This is a genomic window from Amycolatopsis sp. MtRt-6 (assembly GCF_017308975.1).
In the GTDB taxonomy this organism is placed as follows: Bacteria; Actinomycetota; Actinomycetes; order Mycobacteriales; family Pseudonocardiaceae; genus Amycolatopsis.
Window position 1 is genome coordinate 97844 of the sequence record NZ_JADWPD010000020.1, and the last position, 16122, is coordinate 113965.

Consider the following 16122-nt stretch of genomic DNA (forward strand, 5'->3'; position numbering starts at 1 on the left):
TAGTGTAGGTGACCCGCGCCACGGGGTGTCAAGGGGCCGATCGTCGGGACGCGGGACACCACCAGGCAAAACAGCCAATTGACCCCGCGGGGATCGGCAGCTATGTTAGCGCTCACTCCGCGCTCGGCGACCGTTCCCAGGTCCCGGAATCAGCCGCATCACCCTTTCCCGCGCCCGTCGGCGCCCAGCTCCTGGAGAACCGGTATGCCCGTTCGACTTTCGGCGACGACGTCGTCGCCGAAGTTCTTCCGGCGGTCCCGCCCGCTGACCGCGGTCCTCGCCACCCTGGCCGTGGCCGCGGCGTCCACCACCGCGCTCGCCGCTTCCGGCCACGCGGCGGCCCTGGACGACGGCCTGGTCGTCCGCTACGACCTCACCGGCGGCTCCGGCACCACCGTGCCCGACGCTTCCGGCCACGGGCGCAACGCCGGCGTCAGCGGCGACACGTCGTGGCAAGGCGACGAAGGCCTGCGCCTGGGCGGCACGAACGGGCACGTCCGGCTGCCGGACAACCTGATGCGAGGTCTCACGGACATCACGGTTTCGGTTCAGGTCAACATCGCCGCCGACCAGGGGACACCGTATTTCCTGTGGGGCATGGGCAACACGACGGGTGGCGCCGGGAACGGCTACCTGTTCACCACGGGCGACTCCTTCCGCGGCTCGATCGCCTCCGGCAACTGGTCCACCGAGCAGACCGCGAGCGCGGGCCGCAACCTCGCGCGCGGCAGCTGGCGCACGATCACCTACACCCTCGGCGGCGGCACCGCGATCCTCTACGAAGACGGCATCGAAGCCGCCCGCAAGACCGGCGTCACGATCACGCCCGGCTCGATCGGCGGCGGCACCACGACCGCCGGCTACCTGGGCCGGTCGGTCTACGACGGCGACAAGTACCTCAAGGGGAACGTCCGCGACTTCCGCGTCTACGACCGCGCGGTGACCGCCGACGAAGCCCGCGCCCTCGGCGAGCGCACCGCCGCCGGGCGCGCGACGGCCGACGCGGCCGCCCTCACCCTCGGCGACACCTCCGCCGTCACCGACAACCTCACCCTGCCCCGGACGGGCGCCGGCGGTTCGGCGATCGCCTGGTCGTCGAGCAACCCGGCCGTGGTCTCCACGACCGGTGTGGTGACGCGGCCCGCGCCCGGTGCCGGCAACGCGACGGTGACCTTGACGGCGGCCGTCTCCTATGCCGGCCAGAGCGCGAGCCGCGCCTTCACCGTCACGGTGCTGCAGGACATCACCGACCGGCAGAAGGTCGACGCCGCGCTCAAGGACCTCGTGATCCCGGACCAGGACGCGATCCGCGGCAACATCACGCTGCCGGTCAAGGGCGCCCGCGACGTCACGCTGACCTGGCGCAGCCACGACCCCCGGATCGTCACCGCCACCGGCGAGGTGACCCGGCCCGCGACCGGTTCGCGGCCGGCGAAGGCGCGGCTGACGGTCCGCGCGACGAAGGGTTCGGCGACGGCGGAACGCGCGTTCACCCTCACCGTGCTGCCGCTGCCGAAGAAGGAAGCGCTCGAGGGCTACATGTTCGCCTACTTCACCGGCGAGGCGACCCAGGACACCGAGCAGATCCACTTCGCGGCCAGCCGCGGCAACGACCCGCTGCACTGGGACGAGCTCAACGGCGGCAAGCCCGTCCTGCGCTCGAACTACGGCGAGACCGGCGTGCGCGACCCGTTCATCGTCCGCAGCCCGGAGGGCGACCGGTTCTACATCGTCGCCACCGACCTGCAGATCAACGACGGCCGCGGCTGGGACCAGGCGCAGCGGCACGGCAGCCAGTACCTGGAGATCTGGGAGTCGACCGACCTGGTGACCTGGTCGAACCAGCGGCACGTCCGGGTCTCCGACGACACGGCCGGCATGACGTGGGCGCCCGAGGCCACCTACGACCCGGCGATCGGCGCCTACGTCGTCTACTGGGCCACCAGCCCCTACTCCCCCACCGACGTCGACCACACCGGCTCGACGTACCCGCGGATGATGTACGCGACCACCCGCGACTTCCGCACGTTCAGCAAGCCCCAGGTGTGGAACGATCCCGGTGACGGCGTCATCGACTCCACGGTCATCAAGGACGGCGACTACTACTACCGGCTGACCACCGACGGCAAGGTCATCGGCTCCTGCGAGCGCGACATCGTGCTGGAGCGGTCGAAGAACCTGCGCGCGGTCGACCTCCCGACGACGAAGCCGCGCAACTGGGAGCTCGTCGGCGACTGCATCCGCACGAAGCTCGGCACCGACTGGGTCGAGGGCCCGACGGTGTTCAAGGCCAACGACAGCAACAAGATCTACGCCTTCATGGACGAGACGCCGCGCCGCGGGTACGTCCCGTTCGTCACCGACTCCCTGGCCAAGCCGAACTGGACGATCCCGGCCGAGTACCAGCTCCCGAAGAGCCCGCGGCACGGCACGGTGCTGCCGGTGACGAAGGCGGAGCTGGCCCGGCTGCGGCAGGGCCCGCCGCCGGTGACGGCCGGCAAGAAGGGTGTCGTCGCCGACTACGACCTCGCCGCCGGCTCCGGCGACACGGTCGCCGACGTCTCCGGCAACGGACGGGACGCCACCATGCACGGCGGCGTCACGCGCTCGGCGGACGGGCTGTCCTTCGCGGGCAAGGACGGGTACGTCGCCCTGCCGAACAACCTGATGAGCGGCCTGAGCGGGATCACGGTGTCGGCGCAGGTGTGGGTCGACCCCGGCCAGCAGACGCCGTACTTCCTGTGGAACCTGGGCAACAGCACGGACAACGCCGGTGACGGCTACCTGTTCGCGACCGGCGACACCTACCGGGCCGCGATCGCCGCGGGCAACTGGTCGACCGAGCAGAACGCCGACAGCAAGCGGGCGCTGACCCGCGGCGCCTGGCACACGCTGACGTACACCTTGGCGAACGGGACGGCGCGACTGTACGACAACGGCGTCGAAGTGTCCCGTGTGGACGGTGTCACGGCGAAGCCCGGCGACCTCGGCGCGGGCATCACGACGTCGAACTACCTCGGGCGCTCGGCGTACGGCGCCGACAAGTACTTCCAGGGCAAGATGCGGCGGTTCACCGTGTGGAACCGCGGCCTGAGCGCCAAGGAGGTGCTCGGCGCGCCGGGCAACGAAACGGCCGTCGGCTCGGTGACGCTCGACTCGCTCAAGGTGCCGGCGATCATCGACAGCGCGAAGGGCACGATCGTCCTGCCGGTGAAGCCGGGCACGGACGTGCGGCGGCTGGCGCCGGTGCTGCAGGTGGCCGACGGGACGCAGGTGTTCCCGCACAACGGGTCGCGGCAGGACTTCACCGGCCCGGTGGGCTATTCGGTCGTCGGCGCCGGCTGGCAGCGGCGGACGTGGACGGTCAGCGCGGTGGTGATGAACAGCCCGGTCCTGCCCGGCTTGAACGCCGACCCGAACATCGTCCGCTTCGGCGACACGTACTACATCTACGCCACAACGGACGGCTTCCCCGGCTGGTCGGGCACGACGTTCGACGCGTGGTCGAGCAAGGACCTCGTCACCTGGACGCGGCACCCGAAGATCCTCGACCTCGGCCCGGACGTGTCCTGGGCGGACAGCCGGGCGTGGGCGCCGACGATCACGGAGAAGAACGGCAAGTACTACTTCTACTTCTGCGCGGACGCCAAGATCGGCGTGGCGGTGTCTTCTTCCCCGGCCGGTCCGTTCACCGACGTGCTGGGCAAGCCGCTGATCGCGGCCAACCCGGCGGGCGGCCAGGCGATCGACCCGGCGGTGTTCACCGACGACGACGGGCAGACGTACCTGTACTGGGGCAACGGCGAGGCCTACGTCGTGCCGCTGAACGCCGACCTGACGTCGTACGACCCGGCGAAGATCACCCGCTTGACCGGCCTCGACGGCTTCCGCGAGGGGCTGTTCATGACCAAGCGCGCCGGCACGTACCACCTGACGTGGTCGATCGACGACACGGGCAGCGAGAACTACCGCGTCGGCTACGCGACGGCGACGAGCCCGCTGGGCGCGGGACTGGTGAACCGGGGCGTGATCCTGGAGAAGGACCCGTCGCTGGGGATCCTGGGGCCGGGGCACCACAGCATCGTGCAGGTGCCGGGCAAGGACGAGTGGTACATCGCCTACCACCGGTTCGCGATCCCGGGCGGCGACGGCACGCACCGGGAGGTGACGCTCGACCGGCTGCGGTTCGGTGCCGACGGGCTGATCGCGAAGGTGGTTCCGACGCTGGGGAGCGTGCGACCGCTAAAGTAGGTCCGGCAGGCAAGCGCCCCAATGTGGCCTTGGTTGCGTTCAACGCACCCAATGTGGCCTTCGGTGCGTTCAACGCACCGAAGGCCACATTGGGGCGCTGGGGGCCGGGCCGTCCACCCGGCTGGGGGAAATCGCGGCGATCGAGCGAACCGGATCCGCTTTCCGGCCGTATCTCCCTTCAGGACGGTGGACGACGCGGAGGGACGACGACGTGGCGCGTGAAGGGACACTGATCGGCGACCGGTACCGGCTGCTCGGCCCCGCGGGGCCAGGCACCGTCGTCTGGCACGCCCAGGACGAACGGCTCGACCGGATCGTCGCCGTCAAGCCGCTGTTCGACGAGCCGCCCGCGGTGCCCGCCATCCCCGCGCCGCGGGCGGCCATCTGTGATGTCGTCGACCAGGACAGCACCACCTACCTCGTGCTCGAGTACCCCGGCGCGCGGACGCTCACCGAGCTGCTCGGCGAGCAGGGCACGCTCGCCCCCGGGCTCGTCGCCCGGTTCGGGGCCCGGCTCGCCGCCGAACTGGCCGCCGCGCACGACGACGGCGTCCTGCACGCCGCCGTCGACCCGGACCACGTCGTCATCTCCGCCGAGGGGCACGCCGGGATCGTGGGCGGCGGGCGGGCCCTGCGTGCCTTCCTCGCGCCCGAGGTGCTCGACGGCGGCTTCCCCGACTTCCCGGCCGAGGTGTACTCCCTCGGCGCCACGCTGTACGCCGCGGTCGGCGGCGAGCAGCGCCACCCGCTCACCGAGGCCGTGGTGCACCTGCTCCACCCCGATCCCACCGCGCGGCCCACCATGGCCGTCGCCGAAGAGCTGCTGAACAGCGTGACGCCCCGTGGTCCGGAACCGGCTCCGGACCACGGGGCGCCGAGGGGCGTCGCGGGCGACTACCGCTGCGTGTAGACGAACCCGATCTTGTCGACCTCGTTGCCCGTGCGGCCGTGGAAGCCGGCGAGCTGCCAGCCGGCCGGGGCCGTGCGGGTGGCGCAGTCGCCGGTCGTCGAGCCGCCGGCCAGGACGCGGCCGAGGTTGGTCGTGAACCGGGCCGAGAAGATCCGGGTCGTGTTGTTGTACTTGCCCTGGCACAGGGTCGCCGTGGTGACGTACTCGCCGGTGCCGAGCGTGAGCGACTGCGCCGTTCCGCCCGAGCCGCCGTGGGTCAGGGTGGTGCCGTTCTCCAGGGTCACCCCGACCTGGTCGACGCGGTTGCCGCTGCGCAGCGACCACGTCCGCACCCGGGCACTCGCCGGCACCGCGGGGACGTCGGTGAAGTAGTCGCCGTGCGGGCCGCCGAACTGGTCCGACAGCTGCAGCGCGGGGTTGCGCGTCCAGGTGAAGCGCACGGTGATCGGGTCGTGGTCGGACAGCATCCGGCCCTGGTCGTCGAGGAACTTCGCGTGCTCGTTGTTGTAGAAGTTCGCGTCGAGGTTCACGAGCTTGCTGCCGCGGTAGAGCACCTTGTCGACGACCTCGCAGTCGTTGGTGACCGCCTGCGGGTCGCACACCAGCGCCGGGCTGCCCGGAGCCGGCGCGACGCCGCCGCGCACGAGCTTCACCCACGCGTCGGTCAGGCCGTTGTCCGCCCCGAACTGGGCGATCGTGTCGGCGGCGCGGGTGTAGCGCGTGTTCGTGTCACCCATGACGACCACGGCGTTGCCCGCCGAGTGCGACTTGATGAACGCGGTCAGCTGCGCGAGGTTCGACGCGCGCGAAGCCTGGTCGCCGTCGTTCGTCCCGGCGTTGGTGTGCGCGTTGTAGAAGTCGACGTACACGCCTTCGGCCAGCCGCACCCGCATGAAGGTGAAGCCCTTCGGGGTCAGGCAGTCACCCGAGTCGAACTGGCAGGAGTTCCAGCGGACGCGCTCGAAGTCGTCGACGTCGTACGGCAGCGAGGACAGCGTGTTCAGCCCGCTGCCGATGCCCGCGCCGCCACTGGTGGGCGTGCGGTACGGGTGGTTGTCGGCCGCGTAGAGCCTGGCGTGGTAGTTGAAGTCCTCCTGGACGTGCACGACGTCGTAGGGGGCGATCCGCTGCCCGATCGCGGTCGTCGCGGGCTCACGCGGCGTCGGCGCGCTGGAGATGATCTCCGGCAGGCCGGCGACGTTGTAGGCCAGGACCGAGAAGCTGCCGCCGCCGTCGGCCGCGTGCGCGGCCGCCGGACTGACCACTGTGGACAATGTGGCAGCGACGGCCAACGCGGCGATGCGTTTTCTCACGAGAACTCCCGCAGGATTCGGACGGACAAACCGGTGGACTTGTAACGCGGAACCACCCGGTGGCCCGGGCGGTCGACTCGGATGGCGGCGAACCGGCCACGCAGCCGCCGCGCGCACAGCACGTCGACCTCGTGCCACGGGCAGGAGCCGTCGATCCGCAGCTCCAGGACGCTGCCGCGCTCCAGCGTGGCGTCGCCGCGCACGACCAGGGCCGGTCCGGCGGCGACGGACAGCGTGCCGCCGGTCTGGTGGTAGCCGCCCGCGCGGAGGCCGGACACGCGCAGCGTGCCGCCGGCGAGCTCGACCGTGCCGGTGCCCAGCGCGCCCGGCGTCGCCGCGATCAGCGTGCCCGCCTCGACGCGGGTGCCGCCGCGGTAGCTGTTCGCGCCCGCGAGCGTCAGCGTGCCGGTGCCCGCCTTGACGAGCCCGCCGTCGCCGCCGATGGCGTTGTGCCAGCTGTCGTTCGCGCTGAACCCGCCGCGGCCGGAGTCCATCGTGACGCGGACGTTCGTGTCGAACGCGCCGTAGCCGTCGGCCGCGGCGAAGAGGTTCAGCCGTCCCCAGAGCTCGGGGCCGTCGAGCAGCGGGTTCCCGGCCGGGAACGCCGTCGTGCGCAGGACTTCCCGCCGCTGGGCCGCGTCGAGGTACGGCAGGCGCGTTTCGAGGAGCACCTCGGCGCCCTTCGGGACCTGCATCGCGGCACGCGTGGGCCGGTCGGGCAGGCCGTAGGTGGCCCGGCGGGCGATCATCGCGGCGTTGGCCCGGCGGTCGCCGTATTCGTCGGCGCCGGTGTGCGCCCGGGCGTAAAGCGTGTCGGGCGTGGTGCCGGTCTGCGTGGTGAAGTACTTCAGCGCCTGTTCGCGCGCCGCCGCCTTCAGCGTGGCGTTCGCCGGATCGGCCAGTGTCGCCGCGGTGAGCGCGGTGGCCAGGGTCCGGCCGCTGATGACGTCCACGGGCGAGTGCATCCCGGCGACGATCCGCGTGTCGGACAGGTCGTAGGCCCGCGCAACCAGCTCCTGGAACCGCTCCGGGACCGCGTAGGCCAGCGCGAGGCAGGCCAGGTGGAAGGCGTTGGTGTGGCCGCTGGGGTAGCCGCCGTCTTCGGCCGGGGTCGTGCTGCGCTGCCGCAGCAGCTGCGGTGCGACGACCACCTCCGACCGGTAGACCGGGAAGCCGAGCGCGTCGACCCGGCCGGTGTCCTCGACCCGGCTGTCCGCGGTCAGCCGCCACGGCCGCGGATACTGGTAGGCGGCCTTGCTCGGGTTGCCGGAGGCGAAGGTGCCGCGGACGGTGTCGACGAGCGTGGCCACCAGGCCGAGTTCCGAGTCGTGTGAACCGGCGCCGAGCGCCGAGCCCGCCGGCGCGTTCGCCGGGACGGCGTCGTCGATCTTCGCCGGCGGGGTGCCGTCGGGCGCCGCGGTGATGCTCGTGACGGCCTTGGCGCCGCTGCGGTAGAGCTCGGCCAGGGGGCCGAGGCCGCCGATGGCGGCGTAGGACTGGTGCTGGCGGTCGTAGACGAACGCGCGCTTCGCTTCGGCGTCGGTGCGGGCCCGGGTCACGGCGACGCAGTGCCGGACGTTCGCGCGCAGCAGGGCCGCGTCGAGCACGACCCCACTGTCCCATGTGGACCCGGTGCGCCACACGCGCTGCATCCCGCTCAGGATCCGCACCGCCGCGTTGGTCTCCGGTGTCTTGTTGGCCGGGACGTTCGTGCGGTAGGTGTCGACGAAGGCCGTCGTCGCCTCCGCCCAGGCGGGCACGCCCAGCACGGCGGGCAGGGCGGCGACGGCAGGGACGAGCGCGGACCAGCGCAGGAAGGTCCGCCGGTCCAAGGGAGCGATGCTCAACTGGTTCTCCTGGGAAAGGCCCGCGCCGCAGGAAAAGCGCGCGGGGGAATTCGCTGCGGGAATGATCAGCGCCCGGCGGTCGCCGGTCAAGGAGCGTCCGGAGTAATTCGCCGGGCAGTAACCTGTTCTTTTGCGGAAATACCGAGAATTCGACGAATTCACTCGATCCGGACTTCGACGGCGGGGCTGTACGCGAGCCGCCCGTGGGCGGTCACGCGGACGAGGACCCACCAGTGCGCCCCACGCCGCGCGGTGTGTCCCGCGCGGACGGTGACCGGCACGGTCGCCCGCGCCCCGGCGGCGAGCCGGAACGGCTGGGCCCGCGGCCCGATCGTCACCGCGTCCGCCCACGTGCCGAACGGGCTGATCGCCGCGATCCCGCCCCGGATCTCGCTCTGGGCCAGGTTCGTCACCGACACCGTCAGCTCGGCACGCCCGCCGGGGCCCAGGACGATCGGGCCGGGCGGGAGTCCGACGTCGACCAGGTCGTCGCGCGGCGGTGGCGCCCCGACCAGGATTTCGGCGGTGTCTTCGAGGAGTTGCCCGCCGTCGTCGGTGATCCGGGCGGCGACCAGGTACCGGCCGGGCGTTTCCGGCCCCCGCACCTCGACCGCGGTCGTCGCGTGCTCCCCCGGCGCCAGGTCGTAAGCCAGGTCCGGGCCGTGCTCGACCCGCCACCCCGGCGGCAGCTCCAGTGCGACGCGGCCGCGAGCCGGGCGGCCGCTGCAGCTCACCGTGACGTCGAACCGGGCCCGCCCGTCGTCGAGCTTGGCCCGCGTCGGCGTCACGTGCACGCTCACCGGCAGGTTGCCGACCGGTGCCGGGCCTTCGTTGTGCAGCCAGTACCGCGTGTGGACCGGCTGCACGGGTTCGGTGGCGAGCTCCCGGCCGGTTCCCCAGCGGACGGCGGGTTCCAGCCGCAGGGTCGCCACGTCCGCGGCGCCCAGCTCGACGCGCGCGCGTCCGTCGTCGACGTCGACCGGCTCACCGCGCTCTTCGAGGAGGTCGGTGCGCCAGGCCGACCGGATCCCGCCGTGGAGCGCGATCGACGCGGTGGCGAGCTCCCGGCCGGTTCCCCAGCGGACGGCGGGTTCCAGCCGCAGGGTCGCCACGTCCGCGGCGCCCAGCTCGACGCGCGCGCGTCCGTCGTCGACGTCGACCGGCTCACCGCGCTCTTCGAGGAGGTCGGTGCGCCAGGCCGACCGGATCCCGCCGTGGAGCGCGATCGACGCGGTGGCGGGCGACCCGGTGGATTCGTAGACCCGCAACGTGATCGCGTCCGCGGGCGGGATCTCCGAACCCGAGGCCAAGGGGTTGCCCGCGGGTTTCGCCGCCGTCAGCACGACTTCGGCCGGTTCGACCGCGATCAGGCTCAGGGTGGCCGGCAGCGCGCCTTCGCCGGCGGGCACCGGACGTGCCCGGAGCGGGTGCGCGGCTTCCTGCGCGCCACGCGGGAACCCGGCGGCCCGCCAGTCGCCTTCCCCGGCGACGATCGCGAAGTCGAAGGTGTGGGTCCAGTGCTGCCAGGCGAAACTGGAGCCGTCGGGCGCGGTCCGGCGGTCGCCGTCGATCCACACCCCGCTGGGCCAGCCGCTGCACGAGCGCATCAGCGACAGGTGCAGCGTGCCGCCCGGGTCGACGACGAACCCGGGCGTGCCGTGGTTGACGACGGCGACCGAGTAGCTGTCGGCGGGCTCGGCGGTGCCGGCCAGGCCGTCGGGGACCCGCACGGCGAGGGCGGCGTCCGCACGTAGCTCGGCGATGGCGGCCTCGACGTCGTCGACGATGACGACCGGCAGGTCCCGGAGGCCGCGCAGGTCGGCGTCGGGTACCCAGGTTTCGCGCCGGGTCCGGGTCGCCGGGACGAACACCCGGCCGTGGCGTTTCAGGGCGTCCCGGTAGCCGGGCTCGGCGGCGGCGAGGACTTCGGCGGCGTACGGGTTGTCCGCGCCGACGACGATCCGGACGTCGGGCAGGTTCGAGTCGGCGTCGAGAGCGCCGTAGCGCCGGCCGCCGGGGCGGGTGCACGTCGCCGTGACGCCCTTCGCGGCCAGTGCCGCCACCAGTTCCCGGACCTCGGGCCCGGGGGTGAGCGGCTCGACGACTTCGGCGACGCCCATGGCGTGCGTGGCGCGGGTGCCGTCGTCGTGGCCGAGCGCGATGCGGGCGGTCGCCGACAGCCCGGCCCAGGTGTGGGCCGGCGTGTCGAGGGTCCACAGGTGTTCGGCCGCGTCGACGTCCGGGAAGCCGAACGACCGGCCGATCGCGCCGAAGCCGACCTCGGCCACCGGAAGGGCACCCGGGACGGCGAAGTCGAACCGGGCCCGCAGGAGCCGGTCCTGCCCGAGCGAACCGTCGACCTCGGTGCGCACGTCCACTCGGGACACCCCGTGCCACAGCGTCGTGCGCTGGGTGATCCGCAGGTCGTCCAGCGTCGTGATCGCGACGAGCCGCTCCCCCACCGGGCTCGTCTCGACGGCCACGTCCGCCGCGCCCGGGCCGTGGCCGGGGCCCTTCGGCAGCAGGTGCCACGGGCCCTCGCCCCACACGGGGTGCTCGGCGTGCTCGTCCTGGACGACCAGTCCGGCGGCGAGCCCGCCGTCCCGGAGCAGGTCCCGGCCGCTGCGCCGGTCGTGGACGCGCTTGAGCGCACCCCCGCGCGCCGGGTCGGCTTCGACGGCGAAGACGTCGTTCTCGATCGACGGCGGCCCCGGCCGGACCGTCCACCCGGGTGGGACGTCAGCCGCGTCGACGACCCGGTAGACGCGGTACCCGAGTGCGGGCACGGCCGTCGCGAGGAAGGTCAGCGTGAGTTCGGCGAGTGAGCCGTCCGGGTGGTACGCCACCGCGTCGGTGACCGCCGGGACTCCACGGCCGTCCGGGTCGACGACCCGCGCGCCCGTGGTCCCGGGGGTCACGGTCACCGTCGTGATCGCGTCCCGGGTCCAGGACAGCGTGTTGAGCACGAGGACGGGCACGCCGTCGCCGGTCGTGTCGGCGTGGCGGGCCAGCTCGGTGATCGCGCCTTCGATGACCTCGCCGCCGCGGTCGGCCGCTTCGCGCCAGCCGGTGAGGAGGTCGAGGTAGACCTGGTCGGATTCGGTGCCGGTGATCGCGTCGTGGTGGGCGCCGTAGACCAGCTGCCGCCAGGCCTTGTCGAGGGCTTCGTGGGGGTACCGCGCGCCGAGCAGGGCGGCGAGGGTGGCCGCCCGTTCGCCGTCGAGCACCAGCACTTCCGCGGCGCGCTGGGCCTGCTTGGTGTCGATGTAGGAGACGTCCTTGCCGGTGTAGACCGGGTTCATGTCCCGGGTCTGCACGCTGATCGCCGTGCCGCGCGCCGCCGCGTCCGCGCGGACCGCGGCGAAGAAGTCGCGGGGCAGGCCGACGACGAACCGCGGCCAGACGTACCGGGCGTTCCAGGTGCGGTGGATCTCGGTGCAGAACCGCGAGGGGATGTTGTGGTCGTGCCCGACCGGCAGCAGCACGTTGCGCGTGGCGGCCACCTGCCGCAGCGTGCTGAACTGCCGGTAGGCCTCCTCCATCGCCTCTTCGAGGGTGTCCTGGCGCTCGATGCCCCAGCCGGCGACGTAGTGGTCGGCCATGTAGGCGGTCAGCAGGCCCCGCCCGCTCGGCGAGATCCACTCGAACTCCGACGGGAACTGCATCCGGCCGATGTCACCGGTGTGCCGCTTCGCCCCGACGTGGTGCCACGGCCCACGCGCCCAGGCGCTCGACTCCAGGCCCGCGTCGGCCATCAGCCCGGGGTAGGCCGGGTCGTGGCCGAACACGTCGAGCATCCACGCCGAGCGCGGGTCGCCGCCGAGGACGTCCCGCTGGTAGCCGACGCCGTAGACGGCGTTGCGGATCGTCGACTCCGGGTGGGTCAGGTTCGTGTTGGCCTCGTTGTAGTTGCCGCCGACCAGCTCGATCCGGCCGTCGCGGAGGAACCGGCGCAGGTCGTGGCGGTCGCCGGGGAAGGCGTCCCAGTGCGGCTTGAGGTAGTCGACCTCGGCGAGCACGAACCGGTAGTCCTCGTCGTCGCGGGCGGCTTCCAGGTGCGCGCGGACGAGGTCGAACGCCGACCGCTGGAAGTTCATCCGCTTTTCCTGCGCCAGCGGCAGGTCGAGCCAGGTGTCGGTGAAGCCGGCCTGGGTGTTCCACCACACCGGGTCGTAGTGGAAGTGCGAGACCATCCACATCGTCCAGCCGGTTTCCGCGACGACGAGGTCGGCCTCCGCCGTGACGCGCTGCCCGGCCGACTCCGCGACCACGGTGACCCGGTGTTCCGAGCCTTCCGGTGCCTGGAAGACCACGCCGACTTCGACCGTGACGCCGTCGGGAACGATGTCGGCGAGAACCGGCTCGGGCGTGAAGACCCGCTTGCCTTCGACGCGGATCCGCACCGGGGCCCGCGGCCCGCTGTGACATCCGGGGCTCCGCCCCGGGCCGGGGGCTTCGCCACCCGGAGCCCCCGAAAAGCCGCTCAAGGTCACTCTGACCACTTGGCGGGCCGCGGCGGCCGAGCCGACGAACAGATCGGTGCCCCGCACGGCCGTGATGCGCACGCTGCTCCCTACTTGGCGTTGGCGAGGGCGTTCTTGGCGTCGCTGAAGAACTGCGTGACGCCGGCCGCGATCGACAGCTTGCCGAACGCGATCTGCTTGGCCGCCGAGTCGAGCGCGGTCTTGACGTCGCCGTAGCCCGGGGGCGCGGTCGGCGCGGTGGGCAGTCCGTCCTTGGCGACCTCCGCGGCCACGTACTCGCCGAACTCCATGTCCGCCTTCTCGGGGGCCGTGGCGGTCGGGGCGAGGAGGTTCTTCGCCTTGTCCGACGGCGGAAGCCCGCGCTGGAGCTTCATCGTCTTGATCGCGTCGTCGTCGTTGAGGAAGAAGTTGATCAGCTTGGCCGCGCCCTCCGGGTTCTTGCTCTTCACCGGGATGCAGAGCAGCACGCCGCCGGACAGGGCCTGGCCGGTCTTGCCGTTCGCGCGCGGCACGACGACCAGCTTCAGCTCGTGCTGGGTCAGCGGCTGCATCTGGGCGAGACCCCAGCCGGTGGTCATCGCGATCTGCCCGGTGATCAGCGGGTGGTTGCCGGTCGCCGCGTCGGTGTTGCTCAGCATGGTCGGCGGGCAGATCGCGCCGGACTTGCGCAGGCCGTCCCAGAAGGTGAACCACTCGGTCAGGTCTTCGGGCCCGAACCCGAGGGTCTGGTCCGGCGTGTAGAGGTCCTTGCCGCGCTGGCGCAGCCACGGCTGCAGTGCGCCCGAGTCGTCCTTCGAGGCGTCCAGCGCGCCGTACTTGTTCGGGCCCCACGCCTTGGAGATCTCGCCGGCGAGGGTGCCGAAGTCCTGCCACGTCCAGTCGCTGGTGGGCGGGGTGATCTTGAGCTGGTCGAACACCGACTTGTCGTAGAGCACCGGGGCGTTGCCGGAGCCGGACGGAACGCCGTAGGTCTTGCCCTTGACCGCGCCCGCCCCGCGCACCGGCGCGTACAGGGTGTCCAGCCCGATCGTGCCCGGGATGAACGCACCCAGGTCGGTGAGCACGTTCCGGTTCGCGTAGGTGCTGACGTAGGCGGTGTCCATCTGGAAGATGTCGGGCGGGTTGCCGCCGGCGAACTCGGTGTTCAGCTTGTCGAAGTACCCGTCGTAGCCGGAGTACTGGGTGGTGACGGCGATCCCCGTTTTCTCGGTGAAGATCTTCACCGCCTTCTGGTAGGCGTCGTTGCGGGCGTTGCCGCCCCACCAGCGGAAGGTGAGGGCGTTGTTCCCGCCGCCGGACCCGCTGGTGCTGGGCGGCGCGAAACCGCAGCCGGCGAGCGCGGCCGAAGCCACCCCCGCCCCGGCGATCCCGAGGAACCCCCTCCTGGACAGGTGCTGTGCCATGGCGGTCTCACTTTCTTTCTGCTGGAGTTCGGGGTTCAGCCTTTGATGCCGGTGTTGGCCACGCCGTCGACCAGCCGCTTCTGGCAGATCAGGAACACCACGACCGTCGGCACGAGGGTGACGACCGACATCGCGAGCATTCCGCCGTAGCTGGACCCGCTCGCCCGGTCGATGAAGGAGTTGAGGCCGAGCGGGACCGTGTACCGGGATTTGTCGGACAGGTAGACGAGCTGGCGCAGGAAGTCGTTGAACGTCCAGATGAACGTCAGGACCGCGGTGGTCAGCAGGGCCGGGCGCAGGAGCGGGAGGATCACCGAGAAGAAGACGCGGACGTGCCCGGCGCCGTCGATGGCCGCCGCTTCGTCCAGTTCGCGGGGAATGCCCCGGATGAACTGCACCATGAGGAAGATGAAGAACGCGTCGCAGGCGAGCAGCTGCGGCACCACCAGCGGCAGGAACGTGTTGATCCAGTTCAGCTTGTAGAAGATCGTGTACTGCGGGATCATCGTCGCCTGGAACGGCAGCATCAGCGTGCCGAGCATCAGCCCGAACCAGATCTTGCGGAAGGCGAAGTCGAGCCGCGCGAACGCGTAGGCGGCGAGCGAGCAGGACGCGATGTTGCCGATCACCACGCAGACCGCGATGGTCGCCGAGTTCGCGAGGTAGACGGTGAACGACGTCCCCGTCGCGGTCCAGCCACTGAGGTAGTTGTCGAAGGTGAAGTGCCACGGGATGGGGTCGAGCGTGCTGAAGATCTGGTTCTCGGGCTTGAACGAAGCCCCGACCAGCCACACCAGCGGGTAGATCATCACGACGACCGCGACGAGCAGCACCACGTGCGCGCGCCAGTGGGTCTTCGCCGGTGCCTTGACGTTGACGGCCATTTCGGTCCTTTCAGTCCGCGTAGGTGACCCAGCGCCGCGAAGACGCGAAGTAGAGCGCGGTGAAGAGGCCGATCACCACGAACAGGACCCACGCCATCGCCGAGGCGTAGCCCATCTGCAGGCTCGAGAAGCCCTTGCGGTAGAGGTAAAGCGTGTACAGCATGGTCGAGTCGATCGGCCCGCCCAGCCCGCCGCTGACGACGTAGGCCGGGGTGAACGTCTGGAACGCGTTGATCGTCTCCAGCACCAGGTTGAAGAAGATCACCGGCGACAGCATCGGCACGGTGATCCGGAAGAACATCCGGACCCGGCCGGCGCCGTCGAGTTCCGCGGCCTCGTACAGCTCCTTCGGGATCTGCTTCAGCCCGGCGAGGAAGATCAGCATCGGCGTGCCGAACTGCCAGCCCGAGAGCAGGACGATGGTCCAGAGCGCGAACCGCGGGTCGCCGATCCAGTCCGCGCCGCGGATGCCGAAGATGCCGAGCACCTGGTTCAGCAGGCCCTGCTGCGAAAAGATCTGCCGCCACATCACCGACACGGCGACGCTCGCGCCGAGCAGCGACGGCAGGTAGAAGACCGAGCGGTAGAACCCCAGCGCGCGCAGGCCCCGGTTGAGCGCCGCGGCGACGAGGAGCGCGGCCGCGAGCTTGAGCGGCACCGACGTGACGACGTAGGTGAGCGTGACCTGGACCGAGTGCAGGAACTTCTCGTCCTGCCACATCGCCAGGTAGTTGTCGAAGCCGACCCACTGCGGCGAGCTCAGCAGGTCGAACTTCGTCAGCGACAGGTACAGCGAATACCCCATCGGCACCAGGACGAACCCGAAGATCCCGAGGAACCACGGCGTCAGGAAGGCGTAGGCGGCGCCGTTGTCCTTGTGCCGCTTCCGGCGGCGCCGGACGGGCGCGGGTTTCGCCGTCGGCGCGCTCCCGGCCTCGACGGGGTGCGTTGCTGCTTCGGCTGACATCGGCTGCTCCCGGGACTCCAGCGTGGACCGGCAGCGCTCCTGAAAATCGGCGCGGCTGCCGTG

The 16122-nt window shown here is 71.5% G+C and carries 8 protein-coding genes; 2 read left to right on the forward strand and 6 right to left on the reverse strand.

Translation table 11 applies throughout. From position 1 onward, the window contains the following. Window positions 1–204 precede the first annotated feature (204 nt). Both I4Q55_RS29935 and I4Q55_RS29940 read left to right on the forward strand, forming a co-directional pair. Window positions 205–4251, forward strand: a complete 4047-nt coding sequence (locus tag I4Q55_RS29935; RefSeq protein ID WP_206792314.1) for a family 43 glycosylhydrolase — start codon at window positions 205–207, stop codon at window positions 4249–4251. A gap of 211 nt (window positions 4252–4462) precedes the next feature. Continuing rightward, on the forward strand, window positions 4463–5161 hold the full coding sequence (locus tag I4Q55_RS29940; protein ID WP_206792315.1) for a serine/threonine protein kinase: 699 nt from the start codon (window positions 4463–4465) through the stop codon (window positions 5159–5161). Here I4Q55_RS29940 and I4Q55_RS29945 read toward each other — a convergent pair. The 6 genes from I4Q55_RS29945 to I4Q55_RS29970 form a co-directional block, all read right to left on the reverse strand. Then, window positions 5146–6474 carry a jacalin-like lectin gene (locus I4Q55_RS29945; RefSeq protein ID WP_206792317.1) on the reverse strand — a complete coding sequence of 443 codons (1329 nt, stop codon included), beginning with the start codon at window positions 6472–6474 and terminating at the stop codon, window positions 5146–5148. The two genes, I4Q55_RS29940 and I4Q55_RS29945, sit on opposite strands and share 16 nt — an antisense overlap. Next, a complete protein-coding gene (locus I4Q55_RS29950) occupies window positions 6471–8321 on the reverse strand; it encodes an autotransporter-associated beta strand repeat-containing protein (protein WP_206792320.1) in 1851 nt (616 codons plus the stop codon). The genes I4Q55_RS29945 and I4Q55_RS29950 overlap by 4 nt, the downstream gene beginning before the upstream one ends. Window positions 8322–8479: 158 nt before the next feature. Then, the gene (locus I4Q55_RS29955) at window positions 8480–12886 is read right to left on the reverse strand and encodes an NEW3 domain-containing protein (RefSeq protein ID WP_206792322.1); all 4407 of its coding nucleotides are present in this window, start codon (window positions 12884–12886) and stop codon (window positions 8480–8482) included. 8 nt (window positions 12887–12894) lie between these two features. Then, window positions 12895–14208, reverse strand: a complete 1314-nt coding sequence (locus I4Q55_RS29960) for an ABC transporter substrate-binding protein (RefSeq protein WP_206792324.1) — start codon at window positions 14206–14208, stop codon at window positions 12895–12897. 35 nt (window positions 14209–14243) lie between these two features. Next, window positions 14244–15092 (reverse strand): carbohydrate ABC transporter permease, encoded by an 849-nt coding sequence (locus tag I4Q55_RS29965; RefSeq protein ID WP_206792326.1) that lies wholly within the window; start codon window positions 15090–15092, stop codon window positions 14244–14246. A gap of 10 nt (window positions 15093–15102) precedes the next feature. Continuing rightward, a complete protein-coding gene (locus tag I4Q55_RS29970; protein ID WP_206792328.1) occupies window positions 15103–16059 on the reverse strand; it encodes a carbohydrate ABC transporter permease in 957 nt (318 codons plus the stop codon). Window positions 16060–16122 lie beyond the last annotated feature (63 nt).

Excerpts from the sequence above, each read along its gene's own strand:
- I4Q55_RS29935 (WP_206792314.1), top strand. The coding sequence starts at position 205 with ATGCCCGTTCGACTTTCGGCGACGACGTCGTCGCCGAAGTTCTTCCGG.
- I4Q55_RS29970 (WP_206792328.1), bottom strand. The coding sequence starts at position 16,059 with ATGTCAGCCGAAGCAGCAACGCACCCCGTCGAGGCCGGGAGCGCGCCG.
- I4Q55_RS29960 (WP_206792324.1), bottom strand. The coding sequence starts at position 14,208 with ATGGCACAGCACCTGTCCAGGAGGGGGTTCCTCGGGATCGCCGGGGCG.
- I4Q55_RS29965 (WP_206792326.1), bottom strand. The coding sequence starts at position 15,092 with ATGGCCGTCAACGTCAAGGCACCGGCGAAGACCCACTGGCGCGCGCAC.